The organism is Thalassobacillus sp. C254 (genome assembly GCF_001310615.1).
This window is the reverse complement of the sequence record NZ_BAXQ01000007.1, coordinates 1-22315: the sequence shown is the minus strand read 5'-3', so window position 1 is coordinate 22315 and position 22315 is coordinate 1. Positions and strand designations below refer to the sequence as shown.

Below are 22315 nucleotides of genomic sequence, written 5' to 3'. Positions count from 1 at the left end.
CAGGGACAAGCAGTATCCTGATATAATTTTCTTATTCTTTAGAGCTTCTACTCTAGGAGGGAATAGTGTGATTATCCTTAAGTTATTAACAGGCTTCTTTTCACTCACTGCCCTATCTCTAATTTCATTTCAATCCATTGAAATCGTTCAGGCTGTCATGGACACTTTATTTCATTACCGGAAATAGCTTTAATCTATAAAAAAGGCCGCCCTTTAGTAGAGCGGCCTTCTCTTTATATTACTTCTTTACACATCAGTCATCGCTGCGAACTCATCAATCAAGCCTTTGAATGAGGTTAATGCATGCTTGATAGGCTCTGGACTGGTTAGATCGACTCCTGTCTTCTTCAATAAATCAAGGGGATCTTCAGAACTTCCACTCTTTAAAAAAGTAAGATAAGATTTCTTCATCTCTTCATTTCCAGCTAGAAGCTGATCTGCAATTAAAATAGCTGAAGCAAACCCTGTAGCATACTTGTAGACGTAAAAAGGACGATAAAAGTGAGGAATCCTGCTCCAGCCATGCTTTACTTCCTCATCAAATACAAGTTCCTCCCCGTTATATTGCCTGAATAATTTTTCATACACGTTGTTAAATGCAGTCACATTAAGCGGCTCCCCATTCTCCGCTTTATCATGAACAAGCTGTTCAAATTCAGCAAACATCACCTGTGTGAAAAAGGTTCCCCTGAACTGATCAATAAAGTGGTTTAACAAATGTTTTTTCTTCTCCGTGTCCTTTGTATTGTTTAACAAGTAATGAATAAGGAGAATTTCATTTACTGTTGATGCCACTTCAGCTACAAAAATAGTATATCCCGCCGTAATTTGCGGCTGGTATTTCGAAGAATAGTAACTATGCATAGCATGGCCCATTTCATGAGCTAGTGTAAAAAGACTATCCAGATCATCTTGATGATTTAAGAGGACATAAGGGTGAACTCCATATAACCCAATATTATAAGCACCTGACCTCTTTCCCGGAGTTTCTCTTACATCTATATACCTGTGTTCTTTAAATACTTTAGTAAATCAGTGTATTCATTGCCCAGCGGCGCTAAGGCGTTGACCATTGTTTCATACGCTTCCTCAAACGTAATATCCTGTTTCATGCCAGGTACTAGAGGAGCATTCAGGTCATATGCTCTCAGCTCATCAAGATTAAGAATCTTTTTTCTCATTCTCATATACTGATGAAAGGGTTCAATATTATCTTTCGTTGCTTTAATTAAGTTATCATAGACAGATGCCGGCACTTTATCTTTAAATAACGCTTTTTCCAAAGAAGAAGGATAGTTACGCATCGTTGAAGTCATGGCATTATTTTTAATAGCTGAAGATAGGGTGGAAGCAATCGTGTTCTGGAGCTGGATATAGGGCTCATAGTAAGCTTTGTAAGCTTCCTTTCGCACCTCTCTGTCTTCATCCTCTATTAAACGGGAGTACATCCCTCTTGTCAGTTCAACTTTTTCTCCGTCTTTGTTTGTGACTTTCCCAAATTTAATATCAGCATTGTTAATCATTCCAAAAGTCTTCCCTGGAGAACTCAGTGCTTCCCCGAGCTGAGAAAGAACTTCTTCTTTGTCCTTATTCAGAACATGCTTTTTAAATCGGTAAGAGTCATATAAGTCTTCTTCGAAATATTTCAGCCCTTTTATTTGCTTAATGTAGGAATCTAAAGTCTTTCGGTCAAGTTCCAACAAGAATGGCATGAAAAAAGAAGTAGAAGACTGGAGCTTGACACTTAATTGTCTGGCTCTGTCTAACAAGGCCTGGGATTCAGCACTCCGTGTATCAATGTCAGTTAAGAGCATGGCATATACATAAACTTTGCTGAACACATAATCACACTGCTCATCTAAATGGAGAAAATCATATAAATCCTGGGCGCTGGCAATAGCTCCTTCATAAGTCTTTAATTCTTCGGCCATCTTCACAACTTTTTCATAATCCTTCTCCCATTCCTGCTGACGCGGATAAATGTCTGTCAGGTCCCACGTTTCCTGTACAGGCACCTCATCTCTGCTTTTATACGTTTTCATAAGTACTCCCCCTTATAGGCAATGACCGTCTTTTATCATGTATATCATAGAATAGACCAACATTGACACTTTTTTCTATAATAAATACAAACTGTGACTTATAAAGCTCGCTCGCTTCATAAGGCTTGCTTTACCTTCCTTTCCACTAATACTTTTAAAAAAAACCCCGCTTAACCCTTGAGTTGAAAGTGCTATGTAGTTAATTTTGTAATTGCTTCCTGGGCAAGTTGCATAATAGTCATATCGTCCATGGGTGGGTTATGAAGACCTGCTCTGACATCACGGTAATACCGCTGTTGAGGATTTTGTTCTGATAGACTTCTTGCTCCTTCTATGCGCATAGCTAAATCAACTACTTCCATAGACTGGTTCACGACTGAATGCTTGACTGCCCCTAACAAAGCTTTCATGGATTCTTGTTCACTAGTACTGATATCATCCCATTGACGTGCAACTGAGTACAAAAAATGTTGGCTTTGGACAATCTTCAGCTCCATCTCTCCAATTTTCTGTTTTACGTTAGGAAGCTCTGAAATGGTTCCATCAATGCTATTTGGTGAGTATGTAGCTGCAAATTGGACAGCATGCTCTTGCGCAGCACGGGCAATCCCCAGATAACAAGCAGGGATATGCAGAAGCCATCCTTGAGCGCCTTTGTTCCCAGGTTGTAACTCCTGTACGAGGTCGCTTTTTCCAACAACGGCATCCTTAAGTACAATATCATGGCTCCCGGTAGCTCTCATTGCAACCGAATCCCACGTTTCTTCTATATTTAATCCTTTATTTTCTCTCTTCACGAGGAAATTGGCTGTTTTATCTGTCCCTTTTATTCCAGCGCTCACCACAAAATGCGTCAGAACTGGAGAAAGAGTGGTAAAGGTCTTCCGTCCGTTTATTCTCCACTTTCCACCTGCTTCAGCAGCAGTAGTTTCTGGTTTTCCCCCTCGTGTTGGACTGCCTGTTGCAGGCTCGGTGGCCGCATTATTAATAAGAGCCCCTGAATGCAACACCTCGTTGGCAAATTCTCGGTATGTATCTTGATCCCAAATATTATTTTCTCCCAAATGTTTTGTAATTCCCATATGCCAGCCAATGGATAAAGCTGTGGATCCATCATGTTTCCCAATAATTTCCTGAGCACGGACCAATTCATATAAAGACATTCCCCGCCCTCCATACGTTCTGGGGACTGAGAGCGCTGTGTAGCCTATACCTATAAGGTCTTTAATATTTTGAACAGGAAAGCTTTTTTCTTTATCGTGCTTTGCTGCTCTTAAAGAAAAAGGTTTGACGGCTTGTTCCAGCGCCCCAAGCCTTTCATCAATCTCTGTTATCTGTGTTAGTTTCATTCTGTCACCTCAGCTGTTCGACTCTTTTACAAAGATCATTTTACAAAGAACCATCATTCCACTGCAAGAAAAGCACTGGACAATAAAAAGGGTCATTGGATTAAGAAGTAGTATTAGAGCTAATGATCATCTGCCTGGCCATTCCACCGTACCAATAATGAGATGCATGGGAATAGAGATCTTCATGCCACTGTATTCGTGGTTACATCCTTTTCTATAATCTCTTTGACTTACTATCTGCTTTATAAGGAGCATGGTTTATTTTCGGTGATCATAACATGAATAAGGAAGGATTTTATCAGGAGGATAAAGATGAATTTACTTAAAAACAACCGGGTTCGTGCTTTTTTATGGGTGATTCTTGTCTATGTAAACATCACTATACTATTTGCCTTATTATATTTAATTTTTGATATGACAAGCCTTGGATTCATTGTAGATCATTATCAGAGAACGCCTGAACATGAAGCGGTTTTTAATATATGGAAAATGATTTATTTTAGTTTTATTACAATGGCCGCTGTAGGATACGGAGATATCACACCCGTAGGTTTCTCGCAAATTGCAGCCACTCTCCAATCTTTTGTGGGATACATCCTCCCTCTTACACTTGTTGTAATATTTTCAACACAGAAAAATTCGGAGGAATTGCCTTAAACGAATAAAGGGCCACATGTTAAAAAGGAAATCGAGAAGTAACAATTCCTATTATTATTGAGAAGAAGATAAATAAAAGGGCCCCATTATAAAGGGAGGATATAAGGGTGCTTACCAAATAAAAAATCAAAAAGCTGCTGGACCACTGTTTTCATTTTCCTGCCTCCTTCTTATTAGTATGTCCTTTTTTCCTGAAATCTTTAAATTCTCTCTGTTTTGTTTCCTATGAACTTTCTTTCTCCTATGTACTTTTACCAAATAAGTGTTATTATACAAGGAGATTAGAATTGGAGGATGTTATAACTGTGATTACTTGTAATAACGTAGGACTGCGATATGGCGATAAGAAACTCTTTGAAGAAGTTAACGTTCAATTTAACCCTGGTAATTGCTATGGGTTAATTGGTGCCAATGGTGCCGGAAAATCAACGTTCTTAAAAATCCTTTCTGGTGAAATTGAGTCACAGACTGGTGAAGTTCATATAAAAAAAGGAAACCGGCTGGCTGTCCTTAAACAGGACCACTTTGCCTATGAAGAAGAAGAAGTATTGAATGTTGTTATCATGGGCCATGAGCGTCTGTATGAGGTAATGAATGAGAAAAATGCGATCTATATGAAAGAAGATTTCTCAGATGAAGATGGGATTCGTGCTGCTGAACTAGAAGGGGAATTTGCTGAAATGGACGGTTATGAAGCCGAAACGGAAGCTGCCCAGTTATTAAGAGGACTTGGATTAGGGGAAGAATATCATTACAAAAAAATGGCTGAACTGACGGGTTCAGAAAAGGTAAAAGTCCTGCTTGCCCAGACCTTATTTGGTAAACCAGATATTCTTCTTATGGATGAGCCGACAAACCACCTTGACGTTAAGGCGATTCAGTGGCTTGAAGATTTCTTGATTAACTTCGAAAACACAGTCATTGTGGTTTCCCATGACCGTCACTTCCTTAACAAGGTTTGTACACATATTGCCGATGTGGATTACGGTAAGATTGAACTGTATGTTGGTAACTATGATTTCTGGTATGAGTCCAGTCAGCTTGCTCTTCAAATGGCTAAGGATCAAAACCGTAAAAAAGAAGAACAAATCAAACAGCTTCAAGAGTTCGTTGCACGATTTAGCGCAAATGCCTCTAAATCAAAACAAGCAACATCCAGAAAGAAAACTCTTGAAAAATTAACCTTGAAGATATCAAGCCTTCCTCCAGGAAGTATCCGTACGTAAACTTCAAGCCCAATCGTGAATTAGGCAATGATTTATTAACGGTAGAAGGATTGACCAAGACGGTTGACGGTGTGAAAGTTCTTGATAATGTAAGCTTTACTCTTAATAGTAATGAGAAGGTTGCTTTAGTTGGTGATCAAGAAATTGCAAAAACAACCTTAATGAAAATTCTAATGGGAGAAATGGAGCCTGACAGTGGCTCATTTAAATGGGGTCTTACTACCTCACAATCCTATTTCCCAAAAGACAATTCTCCTTACTTTGAAGGCAAGGATCTAAATCTTGTTGATTGGCTTCGTCAATACTCTCCTGAAGATGAAACAGAAAGCTTTTTACGTGGATTCTTGGGGAGAATGCTCTTTTCAGGAGACGAGGTTCATAAGAAAGCGAGCGTCCTTTCCGGAGGGGAAAAAGTTCGCTGTATGCTTTCTAAAATGATGTTAAGCGGAGCTAATGTTCTTTTGTTGGATGAGCCGACAAACCATTTGGATCTTGAATCCATTACTTCCTTAAACAATGGTCTTATTGATTTCAAAGGCTCTGTTATTTTCTCATCTCACGACCATCAATTTATTCAATCCATTGCTAACCGCATCATGGAGTTTACGCCAAATGGCTTGATTGATAAAAAAATGACGTATGATGAGTATCTTGAAAGTGAGAAGCTGGTTAAGTAATTGTTCTTCTCACGCTATTCCAAGGATGCACTTTGAAAAGATCTCTAATTAGCGAGTGGGATTGTAAGTAATCAATCCCACTCAATCAGAAATGGCTCTCACTGCTGTGAGAGCCATTTTTTACTATACGCCGACAGGTTCAGGTGTTTTCACATGAAGGGGTGGTGGTACGAGCCAGCCCTTTTCTTTGTTCATTCGTAAAAGTCTTCCTCCGAGGGCAGCTTTTGCTGTATGAAATTGTCCAAACATCATGCCAATGTCCTCTCGAGTGCTCTCCCCCATGATCTGACTGCATGCCATTAAGCCTGCTGTTATATCTTTTGCTAAGTTTGCAGAAATTTCCGGCTCGTTAAATTTTGCACCTACCGGAATATCTTCTACATTTGCATTAGGTGTTGATGGAGGTGTCGGAGGCAGGCCGATTCCTTCTTCCTTCAGCATGTTTTCCAGTTGTTCTTCCTCCTGTTTTCCCTGCTTAATGCGGTCTTGAAGAAAGTCAATTAAATCGTTGTCCCCACAATGATTTATAAATGTCTCATACCTGGCCACCATTCCTTTAATTCCCGCCACATACGTCCACATACTGAAAATTTCACCATAGTGCATTGGCTCGTCTTTAGGATTTCCTCCGAGTATGCCCATCATGATCCCCCCTGTCTTTATTGTGAAAAAGCCTGCAAAGAGCTTTCCACAAAGGTTAGTGTCTGCAAGAAAGACCCTATATATGGCTAGCAGATTTAGCGTAAAAAGGAAACTCAGCTTCTCAAGCTCTGACAGTCTTTCCCTTACTTCTTCAATTGGAACAGCCAAACCAACAGAATTTCTCTCAGGGTCATCCACCTGCCTTCTCGCAAAAACAACGCCGGCAACGTCGCCATTCTCATCAATTACCGGGCTTCCACTATTTCCACTGTATATAGGAGCAGATATTTGCATCACATTGTCATCAGCTTTTGCAGCAAGGATTTCCCCTTCATTAGCAATTTGAGTAAAAGCCAGAGGATTGCCAATCACAATAATATCTTCCTCTTCTTGTATTGGTGTATCACGTAAGGAAAGCGACGGGAGATCATCGTCTGCTTCTATCTGAATGAGTGCAATATCCACATTGGAGTCACTGGTAAGAACTTCTCCTTCAAAAACATCTCCATTTTCTAAACTTACTCCTATGGTTTCATGATGTTCAACAACGTGATGGTTCGTGACAACCAAACCGTCTGAGGAGATCAGAAACCCAGTTCCTTGAGAACGTTCAAAAAAAGCCTTCCCCATGAATAGTGACAACAGATTGTCTCCATTCCTGAACATCCTCCTGTTGAGAGAGCTGGTAAGACGTACGAAGGAACTGAAGCGCATCTAAATTAAATGTTTGAAAAAAAGTAGCTGTTACTTGAAAAATAAGCATAGCAGCAATCAAGACAGCAATCCCTTTTATAAAGGCTTATTTCCTTTTTTCTTTTTGGGGTTATATTCCTTTTTCCTTTCTTCCTCGTCTGTAAGAAAATCTTCAGGAGAAGGATCTTCATATTTCTCATCGTATAAGTCTCCATCTAATTCTTTTTCACGCACAGTCTCCCTCCCCCTTTCTTTCAATCCCTGGAATAGCAAGCATCCAAGCTGGTGAGACTAAATAAAAAGCTTGGATGCTGGAGGTGGTCATTATGACTTTTGATGAAATCAAACAAATTATTCTGCTGACTCAAGACGCCAAAGAAATTGGATGGGATTTTAAATCTGATGGCAAGTTTCTTTCTGTCCAGGATGAAAACTATGTACAAGGAGACAAAGTATTTCAGAGTCAAAATGAGATCCTTGAATGGCTGGAAAACCAGCATGATAAATCCCGGTAATAAGGAGGAAAAAATGGTTCCCAATGTAAAATGTCCAAAGTGCGAAAATGAAAAGCCTATGAATGAGGTCCTTACCGCCCAATCTAACCAGAATGTAATTTATCAGTGTCCCCAGTGCCACTTTGAAAAAAAGAATATACAAACAAGTAAAGGATAAAGGAGTGATCGATGTTGAAAGCCTACCGGTGTCCTTCCTGTAAGGCTAAAAGCAGATTCAATGTTATTGAACAAGTTGCCAAGTCAGTTAAATTTAATCCTGACACAAATCAATACCTGTTAATTGAAACCCTTGAGCCTTATCATTTACCATACAATGGACCGGAAAAACGAGTACAATGTGGCAGCTGTGGAGTAATTGAAGATGAAATACGCTTTGTGAAAGCTGCAAATTATGAATCATAGAGGCTGTCCTGCTTAATGTTATAGAAAGCTCAGCTCCTCCCTCTATCATAGCTTCCATACAATAAAGAATCCACCGCCTTAGGTGGATATCGTTTATTTTGGAGCAAGAAGTCTTCTAAAGAACCTCGAAACGTATTTTAAGATGATCCCCAACAAAATGGAGCGAAAGAAATTCCCAATTAAACGGCCCATAAATGATCTCTCCTTCTAAATTATTTAAACTTGCCTTTATCATATTTCGTATTTAGCGGATAAGATTGGCAGCATGTTTTTATTGCTTTCTTAATTAACATACCAAATTTAATAGGTTTTCAAACATTTTTTTTAAGGAACTGAATTAATTATCCGGCACCTCTTTTCATAAAGTAGTAAAGGTTTTGATTATGGCAGGAGGTGCACGATGTGAAAAATTGGTACGAGGAAACAATATTTGAACATCAATTCTGGCTTCAGGTCCTTGGAGACCATGCCCGGTTTATTAGAGATACGTTATCCCCAGAAGAAGAGGAAAAGGTAAAGCAAGCTCGTGAATTTGTTTCTGTATTTGACGCGTTGCTTGAACGATCCAGAGAAGCACTGCTTGATGATGAGCTTATCACTCTTTCAAGAGAAGCGTTTGAAGCCTCCCAAAAAATAAGAACTTTTAAGCTTGCTATAATTAAAGAGCACTTGGTAGGCCAAATAACGATTGAGTTAACGCCTACCTTCCTTAATCACATGGTCAATGAGGTTGAGGAATATATTCGAATACTCGGTTATTTAATCCAAGGGGAAAAAGCTCCCCCTGCACATGCGCTTCATCATCATTTAGTTTGGCTTCTCGATGCTGCCGGCCATGCCGATGGGATAACAGGATCATTGGATATGGTAGAAAAAAAACTGAAACGGACGTCAGAATCCTTCACGAAAACCTTTGAAGAATTCTATATTAAAGCCGTTGAAATGACGGGCTACCTTCGTTCCAATGTTACACAATTCCCCGCTCTATCAAGGTTTAACCATCAAGTAGAGCTTGAAATAACGTTGTTTAAAGCATTTCTTAATGAAATTGAAGAATTAGGACTGACTGATGAGATGCTTTCAACCTTTCACCGCTCATGGCAGACCATATGGCAAGAGAAGAATGCTACTATTTAATGAAGCTGGCAGAATCAAGCAGCATTTCTGCTCCAGATTGTAACCCGGCTTCTCCACGCACAGAAGAATAGAAAAAAATGCAGGCTGCTTAATGCCTGCATTCTTTTCTGGGATTTATTAATACGCAAATACATGTTTTCCTATACGAAATTCTGGTGTTCTGGTTTTTATCCATTCAGAAGTTGCAATATCCGGGTTAAAATAATAAAGTGATCCTGCAGAAGGGTCCCATCCTCTCCATGCTTCGACGACTGCGCGGTATGCCGTGGCATCAGGGGTTAAATAATACTGGCCATCCTGGACAGCAGTAAAAGCATTTCTTTGAAAGATTACTTCACTTACACTAGAAGGAAATTGAGTGGAATAAAGACGATTTTTCATTACTGCTGCTACAGCTACCTGTCCTTCAAATGACTCCCCTCTTGCTTCACCATAAACGATTCTAGCCATTTTATGTACTTCCTGTATTCTATGCTTGGTTCCTGGACCTGCAATGCCGTCAACAGTTAGATTAAAGTCATATTGAAAATTACGAACTGCCTCTGTTGTTAAAGGTCCGAAATAACCTGTTGCTGCAACTGGCAAATAACCAAGCCTGTGTAAGTCCTGCTGAAGCACAGTGACTTCATATCCCTCACTACCTTCTTCAAGGACTGCTTGTGCTTGCCCTTTATCCGGCAGGAAGGCAAAGAAAAGAAACGTTAACAAAATTGCAAATGACGTTCTTACCATCCTCTTCATTTTTTCCCTTCTTCCTAAATAAAATTGGTATGAGATCATTTCATAACTTTATATTGCCTCATTCTCACCCTTTTGTCCACTATAGTGAAAATTTTTAACATAGTTGTTTATGCAGAGGTCCCACTCCTCTAAAAAAGACTATTGAGAGATTCTCAACAGTCTTCCAAAACAAATAACAGAATTATATTTCTTCAAAATATTCTTTTTTGAAACCACCGATTTTACCCGTGTTATCAATAACAAAATAAAATTCATCTGTTTCATTTTTTAATGAGTAAACTTTACCAGGTGTCAATACATTGTTTACTTTATACTTTTTTGCATCTGCATGAACGCACTTTAGCTCTTTAATTGTCTCTGCTTCATGCCATGTATGATGTATCATTTACAATCCTCCTCGTATGTATCCTAACGCCATATTACTCTCTTATAAAGAAGGAATCAACAATTCCACAAAAGAAAAGAAGCTTCACCTGGCAATTTTCAGGCCAGATAAAGCTTCTGCCTCTACCATCCAGTAGCCTCCTGCTCCGTATCCTCCATAACCTTTTCCTGCATAGGAAGCTCCGATAATCACTAGCAGGATAAACAAAACAACTAATAAAGCAAAGCTGCTGGAATATCCGTATCCCATTTTCTCACCTCCCCCAAAACCTTTCTCAATAATGTATGTGGGAGATTAAATATTGGGTAGGCTCACAGATATTTTTTTATTTTTTTTGGAGATCAAGATCAAATTTAAAAATTTCTTACTTACCTTTCGTCATTACTATCCCTTATAAACGGTAGTTTGTCTTTGTTATTTTTAAACCACTTCTCGGCATAGTCAACAATATCTCGCTGAAGCATTAACCTGGAAAAAGCCGATCCTACTTTTCCCTGTGTAACAAGCGCTGGATATTCTTTTTCAAAATGTTCACCAATTTCATCAAATAACTCATCCCCATATTCAATGCTTTTGTATGTTTTCCAAACTCTTTCTCCATTTATGATCATGGCACAGCATCTTGCACGATAGGTATAAAGGGGACCCGATGCTCACTTAAATGCATGGAGGTATTTGAATTATAACCAACACCTATTAATAGAACCTTGCCGTCTTGTGAATAAATTTTTTCAAGTGGAGAATTCTCTCCCATGGCAAAATCCAGAGGCTGCTCTTTCGTAACGAACTCTTTATGTTTTCCCCAGGCACAAAAAGATTCTAAAGGGTGGCTGCTTCTTATTACACCAGGATAAGTACGAAAATATTCAGCAACGGCCCCCATCTCCTGGGTTGGGGTGACAGCTGGATCAAAGGCAGGCATTTCCTTTTTAATAATAGACCACCATTCTTGCGGGATTTCCGGCTCACACCACTCTTCTGGATCAGACCAGTCTGGTGATTGAGCTGGCATAATAAGGGTACCTTCTTCACCCACTGTTTTAATTAAAGCCTCTACTACAGCTTGAGCTCCGCCGCAAACCCACCCTAAGGATGAAAGTGCAGAATGGACTATAATCATATCTCCCCGTTTCACTCCTAGTTGCTTAAGGTCGTCTGTTAAGCTTGACACTGTTCTTGGGGAAGGTGTATTTTCAATAATTTTTTTTAAGCTCATATGGTAACCTCCATCAGCTTTTAAAATCAAGTGCTTAATTACTACTATCTTACTTAATACCAATCTATCCGCAAAATATTTTTAATAAATTTTGCTATTAAGATTTTCAAAAACTGAATTCAAGATTAGAATTTCTTTTAAGTATATATTTATTTAATATATATAATACGGTACGTGAAATTTTATAATAAGGTATGAAAAAGCTCTCAATTAGAGAGCTTCTTAAATAAACATCCCTGCAATTGAAGCGCTTAATAATGATGCGAGAGTACCAGCAATAATCGCCCGCACACCAAGCTGGGCAATTTCACTGCGCCTGTTAGGAGCTAATCCGCCAATTCCACCTAACAGTATAGCCAGTGAGGCAATATTAGCGAATCCACAAAGAGCAAAGGTGATGATCGCTTCTGCTTTTTCAGAAAAATTCTCAATCTCTGGGGCAAAATTAGCGTAAGCGACAAATTCATTCAAAACAAGCTTTTGTCCAATAAAGCTTCCTGCCTGCAAGGCTTCCCCCCAAGGTACACCTATCATAAACGCAACCGGCGCAAATATAAATCCGAGTATCATTTCAAGAGTCAGGTTCTCCGCCCCGAACAAGCCTCCGATAAATCCAAGGATTCCATTAGCCAGAGCAATCAATGCAATAAAGGCAAGAAGCATTGCCCCTACATTTAATGCAAGCTGAAGACCCGTAGATGCTCCCCGGGCAGCAGCATCGATAACATTTTGAGACTCTTTGTCTTTTTCAATTTTTATCTCATCGGTGGTTTCAGAGACTTCTGTTTCAGGCATAATCATTTTTGCCATAATTAAACCCGCGGGTGCTGCCATAAAGCTTGCCGCCAGGAGATAATCAAGCCTGACACCCAAGGCGTAATAACCAAATAAAACAGAGCCGGCAACAGAAGCCAGTCCTCCGGTCATGACTGTAAAGAGTTCAGATTTAGTCATGCGCGGCAAATAAGGACGAACGACAAGAGGTGCTTCTGTCTGCCCCACAAAGATGTTGGCTGCAGCCGACATTGACTCTGCCTTACTGGTTCCCAATAAGAAAGAAAGGGCTCCTCCTAACAGCTTAATAAACCACTGCATGACGCCTATGTAGTACAGTACTGCAATTAAAGAGGAGAAAAAGATGATAATCGGAAGGACTTGAAAGGCAAATACGTGACCTACCCCTTCCACCTCAAACAATCCTCCAAATAGAAAATCAATACCTTCGTTCGTATAATCCACTATACTTGAAACAACAACTGTTAACCACTGTAGGAACTCCCGCCCTGTCTGCCATTGTAAAACGATAAATGCAAATCCTATTTGAATAGCCAGGCCGCCAAGTATTGTTCTCGGACGAATTGCACGTTTTCTTGCTGAAACGAGAAATGCCAGGAAGAGAACAAATACAATCCCCATAAGCCCCCATAATACATTCAGCATTTTAAATTCACCACTCTTTTCTTATATTTTCCTTTTTATCAACTTCTAAAAAATAAGACCTTCGTAATTTACCAAAGCAACAGCTGGATGTAAAGGATGACACGTAGAAAAGATCTGTCTTCTTGTTACCTTACCCACTTTTAGTAAAAAAAGCACATAAAAAAAGAAAAACCCTGCTTAAATGAAGGGCTTTTCCCTGTATTATATTATTCAACACTTAACCTTAAATCAGGTAAGTGGTTTAGGATAAATTGAGCTTTCACAGGATCCGATAAAAATGCAAAAGTGCGGTAATATTTAAGCCCTGTCTCAAAATGGGCCGGCATATGGTTATACGCTTCCAAAACATGGTCAAATGCATCGTAGGCAAGCATTAAAGAATACACTAAATCTGTAAATGGTACTTGATAAGAGGTTGAATCATAGTGAGGAGCAGTACAAAGCGTGATTTGTTCTACCTGTTCGTCAAAAAACAAGGCTGCTTCTTTAATATACGGACGGTACAGTGGATTGACTTCCCTGGCCTTTTCTTCAAAAAATGAATGCCATTCTCTGCAAAAACTTATAAAGTAAGGAAAATCATCTTTTTCAACCTGTAAATCAAAACCTGCTTCACGAACCCTGTCCATTGTCATCGGTTCCAAAATACCATGATGACTTCCTAAGTAAAAGAATTTGCGCTGATATGATTTCATGCTACACCCCGTCTTTCCTCTTTGTCTGATTACTTTAAAATATTGTAACATCATCTATACTGCATGCCTACACTTTTTCTAACGAATTAGAACAAGCTCCTTTATATTTTTATCACAAACTCACAATATTATTACTGTGGCATTGCGGTGCCTGGCACCCTTTACAAATTTGTAACATTTGTCATATTAAATCTTTACATACTGCCTATTCTACTAACATCACCTAAAAGCTGCCAGGCACCGCACCACAAAGGGGGGAGGGAAACATCCCCTCCCCCCTCTATCTTACGACAGTACGTTTAAAAATTCTTTCGCAGTTTGTATGCTTGATTGGGGGTTCTGCCTGTGACAAGGTTTCCATCCACTTCCACATGATCAGTGAAGTTTTCCCCTGACGTGAAAGTCGCCCCTAGCTCTTCAAGCCGGCTTTCAAGTAGAAATGGTACCTTTTCATAAACTTTCATTTCTTTTTCTTTCATCGTTTTTAAAAGATGTGACACGTTTGCCTTTCACTAACGGAGTTCCATCTGATAATGTTACTCCCACTAATCCTGCAGTCCGTGGCACACAGCACCGATTGCTTTATCTTCTTCAGCCGTTTCCTTAAGCAGTGACTGCAGAGATTCATTATCCGGGAGGTCCAGCATTGTCCCGTGCCCTCCAGGAAGAAAGACCCCGTCAAAATCTTTAGCATTAAATTCACTTACAGACGGTGTGTCACTTAACAACTTCATAACTTCCCGCCATTCTTCAGGGGCATCCTCTTCCAGACTATTGGGATCAAGAGGCACATTCCCTCCCTCAGCACTCGCAACGGTCACCTCATGACCTGCATTCTTAAATTCTAAATATGGCTCTGTAAATTCAGAGACCCATAACCCTGTTTTCTGATACTCATTTAATTCGTAGCTGCTAGTAGTAACCATCAAAATCTTAGCCACTGGAATCTCCCCTTCCATAACTTACTTTTGTAAAGATTCGTAACAACTTTTCCCCCGGCCAAATTTCCCTAAACCTTTTCTTGCTTCTGCCTTCCGCCGCGATTTTTAAATGGCCACCAGTTGTGATTTCCAAATAAATTTGCCATAACAGGAACAAACAACGGCAGCATAATAACAGCATACATCAGCAATCCAGTCAAAACGAGGGTTCCTATTTGCATAAGTGACAATACACCAGAAGGCATCATGGCCCCAAATGTGCCCGCAAGGATAACTGCAGCAGACAAAATAACAGTGCCAATTTGTCCCATCGCATGAACCATGCTTCTTTTACAGGCAATTTCTCTACATCTTCTGCAAATCGAGCCATTAAAAAAATAGAGTAGTCAACACCTAGCGCCATAAGCATAACAAAACCAAAAAATGGCACTGCCCAGCTAATTCCTGAATACCCAAGAATAGTCACAAATATAAATTCAGTTAAAGACACGGATACAAGATACGTTAAAATTAAAGAGGCCAAAATATATAGCGGCATCACTAAGGAGCGAAGCAGAAACACTAGAACAAGAAAGATCCCTGAAAGCATGATCACTGCTGTTCTGACAAAGTCCTCGTCCGACACTTCACCTAAATCCCGGTTCATACTTGACAAACCGCCAATAGAATATTCGTTCCCCTCGAGTTCTGTCCCTTCAAGGGCAATCCCTACTCTCTCGTTTATCACATCTACCAAATCCATCGCTTCATTACTATAAGGATTCATTTCAAAAACAACATTAAATATAGCAGCTTGACGGTTTGGTGTGCTAAAGGAATCCCACGCTTCTTCAAGTTCCTCATCTTCTAGTATTTCATTTGCAACGAAAAACCCTTCCAACGGATTCCTTTCCTGCTCTTCAATTTCTGTTACTATATCTTCAGCCCCTGCCAGACCCTCGCCAGCTTCTACGGTCCCTTCACCAAGTTCTCCTAGACCATTTGCTATGTCGCCGAAAACGAGGGCAACTTCTTCGAAGGATATTTGTATTTCAGCCTGTCCTTCTCCACTTTCACCTGCTCCCTCTGCAAGATTTCCTGTCTCTTCTCCAATGGCTGCCTGTCCTCCTGCAATCTCGTACAAGACGGCTGCTACTTCCTCAAGTCCCATGGTAATTTCATTCAACCCATTGATTGTATCTTGCGGCAAGACTCCTTCTTCTGCTAGAGGGGTAAGCTGTGTTTGGATTTCTCCCAGACTGCTGCTCATTTGTTCTGTTGAGGAAGCGGTTTCTTCAACTGCCTCACTCACCTCTGCCATCTCATTTTCAAGAGACACTGCACCTTCCTCTATCGACTCTGTCCCTTCAGCAAGCTCTCCCGCATTGATTGCGGCTTCTTCAAATTCCCCTTGATAGCTGCTTAAACTTTCCTCTAATTCAAAAAGGTTTTCGGCAATCTCTTCTAGTCCATCAACAGCTTCCCTTATGCCATCACCGATTTCCCCTGCCAAGAATGGAATCCTAAATTCATTAACAAGATTTCCCTCCGGCTGAGTTACACTTCTTACTTCCTCGATTCCTTCTATTTTTTCAATTTCCTGGGTGATGAGTTGAATATAGGGGACCAAGCTCTGGGCATCCCACGGCTCGTCATGTTCGACCACAACTGTTGCAGGAAAAGCCTCTCCTTCGCCAAATTTTTCAGCAATCAAATCAAAAGCTCTGACTGAATCATATTCGTCACTTATTTCATCCAATGAATCAAAAGAAGTTTCATTATCATAAGTAAAAATTGCAGGGATAAGGATCAGAGCAAGAATTAAAATTGTCCAGCCTGGCTTATATACCGAAAACCGTCCTAAGTAGGTCCACGTCCGCGAGGTGGTGATTTTTAATTCTCCTCTCACTGGCCAAAACAGCTTTTCGCCAAGAAGCAGCATAGCGCAGGTACCCACACCCATAGTGCAACAAGAAGAATCAATATTCCTACGGAAACACCGACTGCAGATCTGTATAGAGAAAAGTCAGCAAATCCTATAGCTGCAAAACCAATAAAACCAGTGATTCCACTGTAAAAAACAGTAGGTCCAACCGCTTTAAAGGTTGCCTTCATAGCAAGAACCCGGTCTTTTCGTCTAATCAGTTCCTCTTTAAATCGTGTTAGAAGCAATATACAATAATCTGTACCGATTCCAAACAAAACAGCAACAATAAATATTTGTGTGAAATTCGAAACTGGAAAGTTCCAATATTCAACAAGGAAAGCGACAAGTGACACTGCCAAGATGTAAGAAGCCCCAACCGTGATCAAAGGAACCAGCGGGGCAGCGATTGATCGAAATACTAATAGCAAGATGAACATAACAAAAATAACGGTAATCATTTCTGTCGTGGCCAGTCCCTGTTCCGAACTGACGATCACATCTTCCTCTATAATAGATGATCCTGTAAGCAATGTAGGAACGCCACTGGCTTCCATGCTTTCCTCTAAAGAGGAACGAATATTCGTTGTATCACTCATTTCCATATTTAATTCAACAACAGCGATCATGGCTGTTCCATCATCGCTGGAAAGAAGTTCTTCCTGTTCCTGGGAGTCAAAAGGAGTGATCAGCTGTTTCACCTCCACTCCTCCTATTTCATCTTCTACATCATTAAGAGTGACTTGTATTTCATTTATTTGACCAGGAGAAAGCCCGTCCTCATCAAAATAAAGGGCAATCACTTCTTCCCCTGCTCCGCCTTCGTTCCGTTCAATCATGTGATCAGCTATGGAAGAAGGATAGCCTCTGGAACAGGTGCCTGGCCTTCTTCTCTGACAAGCTGATCCAGATCCGGTGCCGTAATAAAAAGCAAGATACTTAAGGCGATCCAAATGAAAGGCAATATGTAGAGCCACCTGTATTTTTTTCTCATTTCCATCATCCTTCCCCCTCATTGATTTATAGTGAGATTTTCTATAACCGCTAAGAAATACTTCCACTTCAGCTGGGTTCAATGCCGGAAAGCAGTACGTAAAAAAATTTGGTCATTACTTTTTCTGTACCTGTATATAATTTCTTCACCTATTCTGGTAAGATATAGAAAAATATATCATCTTTCTTGCGAGACACTCCACCGATTGAAAATCTATCGGTCTCCTTTAGGCGAATATGCGCTTTTATGTACACCAAGAGCCTTTGCAATTTCATTAGCAAGCATTGGACCGGGAATAAACAACTGACTGAGGATGCCAATTTGTTCAATGCTCATTGGTTTAACTTTTTCTTTGAGTAATGACTCTAGCCGTTTTGCAGCAAGTATATATTCTTCATTGTATTGGCTGGTTAATCTTTACATTCTGTATTCATTCACATCGTTCTGCCTCCCTTTCTAAACCCAATAGTTTATTCCCTAAACGGTTTAACAGCAAAACTTTTTGCACAAACAACCTTCCCTGGTTCTGTTTAGAGTGAAAAAAAGCAAAAAAATAAAGCGCACCCCTAAGGGTTACGCTCTTTGGCTTTTACTACAGTCCATGATTATAAGCAGGACCATCTGCGTACATCACTAATAAAATCAAGAATTTCAGAATGCTTAAACTCAACATTCTCTAATTCACGACCATATAGATACAATACAACGGTATCCCGATCACGATTATCAATCATGCTTACACCGCTTTGGTCGGCTGTTCCTCTACCTTAGGAAGACCAAGGCGTTCAGCTGCATAATTATGGTCAATTTTCCCTTTCGGAAGATCTAATACGACCTTAAGGTGAGTATCAGAATCATCGCAGATCATACCCCAGCGTTTTCCAAACCATGCTCGGCAGCCTGTAGTACTAATCATTGTCAGGCCAAAGGCTTTGTAGGAATAAACTGAGTACTCGCCCAACCTCTTAATTGCATTGAGCTGCAGAGCTCTCGCGCCTTGCGTTTAACTAACGTTTCCATGCTCTCTTTCACTTGCATGAAATATCCCTCCTTAGATTAGATACTCTACATTGTACTCAGGATTCAGTCCTTGATAAGATGTAGAAAATTCAGAATAATCTTATATTATTCACTATAGCACAAGAAGATGCATAGTGTCGAGCTTCCCGCAGGAAATTCTTCTTTTTGTCACAATTCCCTATTTATTTAATAGGTCTTTTGATATAACAGGCTTTATTACACAAGTATATTGCAGCAAGGATTTTACCCTTAATATCTTCAACCTTTGCTATAATTAAAATCAAAGAGCTACTCTCCTGAGCATGTGTTAACAGGGTAACATAAAAATAGTGTAAAATAGGCAGAGACTTATTACACTTCCGTGAATTTTTTGTAAATATTTCGCTCCTTTCTGTTCACCATTCTTATCAGGCTTCTCTGCCTCATAAGTACAAGCAACTATTCCCGGTGTCTCAATATATAAACTTGTTTCACTTAACTTTCACAATTATATGAAGTAAGAATACCCCACGTAAAATAGTGTGAGGCACAAGGAGGAATGATTGTGAACCGCCTTATCCATGGAAAATATGTGACGGGTACTGGAATTGACCACGAAACAAGGTGTTCCCACTACCGTTCAGAAATAGATATCATTGCCTTAAAATGCTTCAAATGCCTTCGCTATTTTTCCTGCTTTCTATGTCATCATGAACACGAAGATCATCAATTTAAAAGATGGCCAAAAGCAAAGTTTGACCATCAGTCAGTGATGTGCGGTGCTTGCGGGAGAGAGATGAGCACAAATGAGTATTTAGCGAGCGGCTCTCGATGCCCATCCTGTCATTCAGCTTTTAATCCTGGGTGTAAACGTCACGCTCACCTTTATTTCCAGCTCCCAACCACTGCAAAAAAAGAATGAATATGTTACTATATCCTTTGTATGTGCTTTTTTGTGCTGCAAGATGTATACATAATTAACAATAGAGATTGGAGTTTTCATCAATGGAGCAAGAATTAGTTCAGCGCTATCCTGAAGTTGAAAAAGTCCTTGAACAAAAAGGGGTCACCTTTCAAGAATACTCAGAACAGCTGCTAAAAAAATCCAGTATACGCTCGAAGAAAAAGCGAGCGAGGCAAAAAGCATTAAAGAAAGCTTTTTATGAGAAATTTGCCTCTTCAGATAAGAGCGAACAAAACGTAAGAACGAAAGAGAACCTCAACGTAAATGGCTTTCCCGTTACATTTCTGTTGAAAATCGGCAAGGAATTTTTAAAGAAGAAGACGCAGTTAAATACTATTATAACGCTGAAAAAGAACAGTATTATAAAAATAAAAACTTATTAGAAGCTGTGATTACCGAAAGAAGCGCCGAACTTTCAGAGGAAGAGTACAGATTATTGGAAAGCAGGCTTGAAGAACAAAAATCAAAGAAAAAGAAATAAGGGCACCCTTATCGGGCGCCCTTTTTCATTATGAATATTGTTGTCCCTGCTGGCCTGACTGCTGCTGAGGAGATTGCTGCTGAGACTGCTGAGAAGCCATTTGGCTTAACTGCTGCTGTGCCTGATTGATAGCTTGAGTCATTTGGCTTAATGCACGGTTAGACTCAATGTACTGCATCCCCTGATTTAAGCTTTGAATCGCTTGCTGCAGTGACTGCTGAAGCTGTTGGTCAGCCTGCTGCTGCTGTTGATTCGCTTGCTGATTAAACTGTTGAATCTGGTTTAACAGCTGGTTATACTGTTGTTCCGTTTGCTGTGCCGCTTGTTGACCCTGCATTGCAGCTTGTTGACCCCCTGGCTGCTGTTGTTGCTGTCCAGGCTGCTGCTGTTGAACTTGCTGTTGAATATTTCCTAACTGACTTTGAAAGGATGCTATTTCTTTTGCAACTTCCTCGTCAGCTACCGCTTTAGAAACAGCTTCCACTTGCTTTTCAGAGAATTCATCCATAGTTGGTTCCTCCTTTTAAAAATAAAATCAATGGTTCGTAAAGTATCCTCTCCTATAGAGGCTTTTTTATGAGAAGTTTTCTTTTCTTAGGAAAAATGCACCTTTTTATAGTCATGGGTAAAGGACAAGGGAAATATGTTCCTTGTCCTCATGTAAATTATTCTTCTTCGTCCTCATCTTCTTCTTCATCTTCCATATCTTCCATCTCATCGTCTAAATCATCATCTTCATCTTCCAGCTCGTCTAACTCCTCATCGTCAAGCTCATCATCTTCTGCTTCTTCCATGTCGTCAGCTGGTTCCTCCATCTCCTGATCCATTTCTCCCTCTTCCATTCCAGGGTCTTGCTCCATTGGTTCTTCTTCAGCAGGACCACAAGCTGTAAGTACACTAAAGGCAAGTAACGCGGATGCACCAGCTGCTAATATCTTTTTATCCATTTCAAATATTCCTCCTTGTTATTGCAGTTTATAATTGTAGTGTGCCAACCTTTCTATCAATTATCCGCTGAATTCCAATTCCATTTATTTCAAAATAACTAAATAAAACAGTGAAAAAGTGGTAAAATTACAGATAATTAGGTAAATTAACCAAACAGTTTGTCAAAATCCATTCACATTTCCATGATGTTTGTTATAAAATTGTACATAGTTAAAAGAAACGATACCCATGAAGCAAAGAGGTGCAAAATGTTAAAGAATCCTCATATGATTACACCCTATACAACGTTTACCAGACAAGAATGGTCTCAGCTTAAAAATAATGCAACGTTACCGCTATCGGAAAGTGAAATTGAAAATATGCAAGGTCTTAATGAGGTAATGACGCCTCAGGAAGTGATAGATATCTATTTACCCCTTTCCAGGCTGCTGAGCCTTCATGCCACAGCTTCTCAAGACCTTCATAAAGCCACGAACTCATTCTTACATTCTGAAGTAAAGAAAGTTCCCTTTATTATCGGAATCGCAGGAAGTGTTGCTGTGGGAAAAAGCACGATAGCCAGGGTTTTAAAAGCACTGCTTTCCCTTTGGCCAAATCACCCAACTGTCGATTTAGTAACGACAGATGGTTTTTTATATTCAAATGCTACGTTAATAGAAAAAGGATTAATGAACAAAAAAGGCTTTCCTGAAAGTTATAATGTTAGTGAGCTTCTTCACTTTCTTTCTAACATTAAATCAGGCATAAACGAAATCGATGCGCCTATGTATTCCCATGTCACTTATGATATCGTCCCATTTCAAAAACAAAAAATTAAACAGCCGGATATTGTTATTATTGAGGGAATCAACGTTCTCCAGCCTCCAACGAAAGAAGACCTGGGAAAAGTTCATGTTTCCGATTTCTTTGATTTTTCCATTTATATAGATGCAAAAGAAGAGGACATCTTTTCTTGGTACGTAGAGCGCTTTAAGCTTTTGCGGGAAACTTCATTTCAAAATCCAAATTCCTATTTCCATATGTACGCTGATTTAAGTGAGGATGAAGCTGTCAGAACGGCAGAGGGAATCTGGAATTCTATAAATAAGCCAAACCTTAATGAAAACATACTCCCAACTAGAAATCGTGCTGATTTAATTCTTCATAAAGGGAGTGAGCATTTAGTGACAACCTTGGAAATGAGAAAGATTTGACGAAGAACACTCTTATATTGAACTTCTGTCTGTTATCGCAGACACCTTGAATGTAGGAAGGAGAAGTTCATGCGG

The 22315-nt window shown here is 39.8% G+C and carries 25 protein-coding genes and 6 pseudogenes; 8 read left to right on the top strand and 23 right to left on the bottom strand.

The window, feature by feature from the left end; genetic code table 11:
• Positions 1–246: 246 nt before the first annotated feature.
• Positions 247–2042 (bottom strand): annotated as a pseudogene (gene pepF, locus JCM19033_RS08720) (oligoendopeptidase F).
• A gap of 191 nt (positions 2043–2233) precedes the next feature.
• Entirely contained in the window at positions 2234–3391 is a 1158-nt protein-coding gene (locus JCM19033_RS08715; protein ID WP_054636030.1) for an acyl-CoA dehydrogenase family protein, read from the bottom strand.
• Between the two features lie 312 nt (positions 3392–3703).
• Here JCM19033_RS08715 and JCM19033_RS08710 point away from each other — a divergent pair, with 312 nt between their 5' ends.
• Positions 3704–4048 (top strand): ion channel, encoded by a 345-nt coding sequence (locus JCM19033_RS08710; protein ID WP_054636029.1) that lies wholly within the window; start codon positions 3704–3706, stop codon positions 4046–4048.
• 305 nt (positions 4049–4353) lie between these two features.
• Positions 4354–5951, top strand: a pseudogene (locus tag JCM19033_RS08705) (ABC-F family ATP-binding cassette domain-containing protein).
• A 123-nt stretch (positions 5952–6074) separates the two neighbouring features.
• On the opposite strand, the gene JCM19033_RS25435 reads toward JCM19033_RS08705, so the two are convergent.
• The 4 genes and pseudogenes from JCM19033_RS25435 to JCM19033_RS23355 form a co-directional block, all read right to left on the bottom strand.
• Positions 6075–6593 carry a DUF3231 family protein gene (locus JCM19033_RS25435; RefSeq protein ID WP_054636124.1) on the bottom strand — a complete coding sequence of 173 codons (519 nt, stop codon included), beginning with the start codon at positions 6591–6593 and terminating at the stop codon, positions 6075–6077.
• Positions 6594–6758: 165 nt separating this feature from the next.
• Positions 6759–7223 (bottom strand): annotated as a pseudogene (locus JCM19033_RS25430) (S1C family serine protease); the annotation flags it as partial.
• Complete coding sequence (locus JCM19033_RS24200; protein ID WP_198153457.1) at positions 7204–7368, bottom strand: hypothetical protein; 165 nt, start codon at positions 7366–7368, stop codon at positions 7204–7206. The gene JCM19033_RS24200 and the pseudogene JCM19033_RS25430, both read right to left, overlap by 20 nt.
• Before the next feature lie 14 nt (positions 7369–7382).
• A complete protein-coding gene (locus JCM19033_RS23355) occupies positions 7383–7520 on the bottom strand; it encodes a hypothetical protein (RefSeq protein WP_157049812.1) in 138 nt (45 codons plus the stop codon).
• A gap of 92 nt (positions 7521–7612) precedes the next feature.
• Between JCM19033_RS23355 and JCM19033_RS08695 the strand changes: the two genes are divergently transcribed.
• The 3 genes and pseudogenes from JCM19033_RS08695 to JCM19033_RS08685 all read left to right on the top strand — a co-directional run bounded on the left by JCM19033_RS08695 (position 7613) and on the right by JCM19033_RS08685 (position 9411).
• Complete coding sequence (locus tag JCM19033_RS08695) at positions 7613–7801, top strand: hypothetical protein (protein ID WP_054636028.1); 189 nt, start codon at positions 7613–7615, stop codon at positions 7799–7801.
• Between the two features lie 168 nt (positions 7802–7969).
• On the top strand, positions 7970–8203 hold the full coding sequence (locus JCM19033_RS08690) for a hypothetical protein (protein ID WP_054636027.1): 234 nt from the start codon (positions 7970–7972) through the stop codon (positions 8201–8203).
• Between the two features lie 402 nt (positions 8204–8605).
• Positions 8606–9411: pseudogene (locus tag JCM19033_RS08685) on the top strand (DUF2935 domain-containing protein).
• A gap of 46 nt (positions 9412–9457) precedes the next feature.
• On the opposite strand, the gene JCM19033_RS08680 reads toward JCM19033_RS08685, so the two are convergent.
• The 15 genes and pseudogenes from JCM19033_RS08680 to JCM19033_RS23350 all read right to left on the bottom strand — a co-directional run bounded on the left by JCM19033_RS08680 (position 9458) and on the right by JCM19033_RS23350 (position 18616).
• On the bottom strand, positions 9458–10081 hold the full coding sequence (locus JCM19033_RS08680; protein ID WP_054636026.1) for a cell wall hydrolase: 624 nt from the start codon (positions 10079–10081) through the stop codon (positions 9458–9460).
• 181 nt (positions 10082–10262) lie between these two features.
• Entirely contained in the window at positions 10263–10466 is a 204-nt protein-coding gene (locus JCM19033_RS08675) for a DUF6501 family protein (protein WP_054636025.1), read from the bottom strand.
• A 147-nt stretch (positions 10467–10613) separates the two neighbouring features.
• A pseudogene (locus tag JCM19033_RS25425) lies at positions 10614–10715 on the bottom strand (YjcZ family sporulation protein); the annotation flags it as partial.
• A 119-nt stretch (positions 10716–10834) separates the two neighbouring features.
• A pseudogene (locus JCM19033_RS08670) lies at positions 10835–11682 on the bottom strand (aminoglycoside N(3)-acetyltransferase).
• 222 nt (positions 11683–11904) lie between these two features.
• Positions 11905–13119 carry a NupC/NupG family nucleoside CNT transporter gene (locus JCM19033_RS08665; protein WP_054636123.1) on the bottom strand — a complete coding sequence of 405 codons (1215 nt, stop codon included), beginning with the start codon at positions 13117–13119 and terminating at the stop codon, positions 11905–11907.
• Positions 13120–13328: 209 nt separating this feature from the next.
• Positions 13329–13817: a hypothetical protein gene (locus JCM19033_RS08660; protein WP_054636024.1), complete on the bottom strand. Its 489-nt coding sequence runs from the start codon at positions 13815–13817 to the stop codon at positions 13329–13331.
• Between the two features lie 299 nt (positions 13818–14116).
• Entirely contained in the window at positions 14117–14281 is a 165-nt protein-coding gene (locus JCM19033_RS27335; RefSeq protein WP_306301282.1) for a hypothetical protein, read from the bottom strand.
• An 81-nt stretch (positions 14282–14362) separates the two neighbouring features.
• A complete protein-coding gene (locus JCM19033_RS27330) occupies positions 14363–14758 on the bottom strand; it encodes a type 1 glutamine amidotransferase domain-containing protein (protein WP_306301281.1) in 396 nt (131 codons plus the stop codon).
• 68 nt (positions 14759–14826) lie between these two features.
• Positions 14827–15069: an MMPL family transporter gene (locus tag JCM19033_RS08650; protein WP_198153456.1), complete on the bottom strand. Its 243-nt coding sequence runs from the start codon at positions 15067–15069 to the stop codon at positions 14827–14829.
• Positions 15003–16679 (bottom strand): MMPL family transporter, encoded by a 1677-nt coding sequence (locus tag JCM19033_RS08645; RefSeq protein ID WP_054636022.1) that lies wholly within the window; start codon positions 16677–16679, stop codon positions 15003–15005. The genes JCM19033_RS08650 and JCM19033_RS08645 overlap by 67 nt, the downstream gene beginning before the upstream one ends.
• Positions 16643–17500, bottom strand: a complete 858-nt coding sequence (locus JCM19033_RS08640; RefSeq protein WP_054636021.1) for an MMPL family transporter — start codon at positions 17498–17500, stop codon at positions 16643–16645. Before JCM19033_RS08640 ends, JCM19033_RS08645 begins: the two co-directional genes overlap by 37 nt.
• 8 nt (positions 17501–17508) lie before the next feature.
• The gene (locus JCM19033_RS24195) at positions 17509–17664 is read right to left on the bottom strand and encodes a hypothetical protein (protein ID WP_269758087.1); all 156 of its coding nucleotides are present in this window, start codon (positions 17662–17664) and stop codon (positions 17509–17511) included.
• A gap of 204 nt (positions 17665–17868) precedes the next feature.
• Positions 17869–17991 (bottom strand): hypothetical protein, encoded by a 123-nt coding sequence (locus JCM19033_RS25420; protein WP_269758086.1) that lies wholly within the window; start codon positions 17989–17991, stop codon positions 17869–17871.
• A gap of 269 nt (positions 17992–18260) precedes the next feature.
• On the bottom strand, positions 18261–18389 hold the full coding sequence (locus JCM19033_RS25415; RefSeq protein WP_269758085.1) for a hypothetical protein: 129 nt from the start codon (positions 18387–18389) through the stop codon (positions 18261–18263).
• A gap of 2 nt (positions 18390–18391) precedes the next feature.
• The gene (locus JCM19033_RS23350) at positions 18392–18616 is read right to left on the bottom strand and encodes a hypothetical protein (RefSeq protein WP_157049810.1); all 225 of its coding nucleotides are present in this window, start codon (positions 18614–18616) and stop codon (positions 18392–18394) included.
• Positions 18617–19213: 597 nt separating this feature from the next.
• Between JCM19033_RS23350 and JCM19033_RS08635 the strand changes: the two genes are divergently transcribed.
• Positions 19214–19576, top strand: a complete 363-nt coding sequence (locus tag JCM19033_RS08635; protein ID WP_054636020.1) for a CHY zinc finger protein — start codon at positions 19214–19216, stop codon at positions 19574–19576.
• Positions 19577–19659: 83 nt separating this feature from the next.
• Positions 19660–20001: a hypothetical protein gene (locus tag JCM19033_RS08630; RefSeq protein WP_054636019.1), complete on the top strand. Its 342-nt coding sequence runs from the start codon at positions 19660–19662 to the stop codon at positions 19999–20001.
• 126 nt (positions 20002–20127) lie between these two features.
• Here JCM19033_RS08630 and JCM19033_RS08625 read toward each other — a convergent pair whose 3' ends face one another.
• On the bottom strand, positions 20128–20607 hold the full coding sequence (locus JCM19033_RS08625; protein WP_054636018.1) for a hypothetical protein: 480 nt from the start codon (positions 20605–20607) through the stop codon (positions 20128–20130).
• Positions 20608–20764: 157 nt separating this feature from the next.
• Positions 20765–21046: a hypothetical protein gene (locus JCM19033_RS24190; RefSeq protein ID WP_054636017.1), complete on the bottom strand. Its 282-nt coding sequence runs from the start codon at positions 21044–21046 to the stop codon at positions 20765–20767.
• A 249-nt stretch (positions 21047–21295) separates the two neighbouring features.
• Here JCM19033_RS24190 and coaA point away from each other — a divergent pair, with 249 nt between their 5' ends.
• Positions 21296–22240 carry a type I pantothenate kinase gene (coaA, locus tag JCM19033_RS08615; protein WP_054636016.1) on the top strand — a complete coding sequence of 315 codons (945 nt, stop codon included), beginning with the start codon at positions 21296–21298 and terminating at the stop codon, positions 22238–22240.
• The last annotated feature ends 75 nt before the right edge of the window (positions 22241–22315 follow it).

Excerpts from the sequence above, each read along its gene's own strand:
- JCM19033_RS08715 (WP_054636030.1), bottom strand. The coding sequence starts at position 3,391 with ATGAAACTAACACAGATAACAGAGATTGATGAAAGGCTTGGGGCGCTG.
- JCM19033_RS08710 (WP_054636029.1), top strand. The coding sequence starts at position 3,704 with ATGAATTTACTTAAAAACAACCGGGTTCGTGCTTTTTTATGGGTGATT.
- JCM19033_RS25435 (WP_054636124.1), bottom strand. The coding sequence starts at position 6,593 with ATGGGCATACTCGGAGGAAATCCTAAAGACGAGCCAATGCACTATGGT.
- JCM19033_RS08695 (WP_054636028.1), top strand. The coding sequence starts at position 7,613 with ATGACTTTTGATGAAATCAAACAAATTATTCTGCTGACTCAAGACGCC.
- JCM19033_RS08690 (WP_054636027.1), top strand. The coding sequence starts at position 7,970 with ATGTTGAAAGCCTACCGGTGTCCTTCCTGTAAGGCTAAAAGCAGATTC.
- JCM19033_RS08680 (WP_054636026.1), bottom strand. The coding sequence starts at position 10,081 with ATGAAGAGGATGGTAAGAACGTCATTTGCAATTTTGTTAACGTTTCTT.
- JCM19033_RS08675 (WP_054636025.1), bottom strand. The coding sequence starts at position 10,466 with ATGATACATCATACATGGCATGAAGCAGAGACAATTAAAGAGCTAAAG.
- JCM19033_RS08660 (WP_054636024.1), bottom strand. The coding sequence starts at position 13,817 with ATGAAATCATATCAGCGCAAATTCTTTTACTTAGGAAGTCATCATGGT.
- JCM19033_RS27335 (WP_306301282.1), bottom strand. The coding sequence starts at position 14,281 with ATGAAAGTTTATGAAAAGGTACCATTTCTACTTGAAAGCCGGCTTGAA.
- JCM19033_RS08650 (WP_198153456.1), bottom strand. The coding sequence starts at position 15,069 with ATGGGACAAATTGGCACTGTTATTTTGTCTGCTGCAGTTATCCTTGCG.
- JCM19033_RS08645 (WP_054636022.1), bottom strand. The coding sequence starts at position 16,679 with ATGCTGCTTCTTGGCGAAAAGCTGTTTTGGCCAGTGAGAGGAGAATTA.
- JCM19033_RS08640 (WP_054636021.1), bottom strand. The coding sequence starts at position 17,500 with ATGATTGAACGGAACGAAGGCGGAGCAGGGGAAGAAGTGATTGCCCTT.
- JCM19033_RS24195 (WP_269758087.1), bottom strand. The coding sequence starts at position 17,664 with ATGATGGAAATGAGAAAAAAATACAGGTGGCTCTACATATTGCCTTTC.
- JCM19033_RS25420 (WP_269758086.1), bottom strand. The coding sequence starts at position 17,991 with ATGAGCATTGAACAAATTGGCATCCTCAGTCAGTTGTTTATTCCCGGT.
- JCM19033_RS25415 (WP_269758085.1), bottom strand. The coding sequence starts at position 18,389 with ATGATTGATAATCGTGATCGGGATACCGTTGTATTGTATCTATATGGT.
- JCM19033_RS08635 (WP_054636020.1), top strand. The coding sequence starts at position 19,214 with ATGATTGTGAACCGCCTTATCCATGGAAAATATGTGACGGGTACTGGA.
- JCM19033_RS08630 (WP_054636019.1), top strand. The coding sequence starts at position 19,660 with ATGGAGCAAGAATTAGTTCAGCGCTATCCTGAAGTTGAAAAAGTCCTT.
- JCM19033_RS08625 (WP_054636018.1), bottom strand. The coding sequence starts at position 20,607 with ATGGATGAATTCTCTGAAAAGCAAGTGGAAGCTGTTTCTAAAGCGGTA.
- JCM19033_RS24190 (WP_054636017.1), bottom strand. The coding sequence starts at position 21,046 with ATGGATAAAAAGATATTAGCAGCTGGTGCATCCGCGTTACTTGCCTTT.
- coaA (WP_054636016.1), top strand. The coding sequence starts at position 21,296 with ATGTTAAAGAATCCTCATATGATTACACCCTATACAACGTTTACCAGA.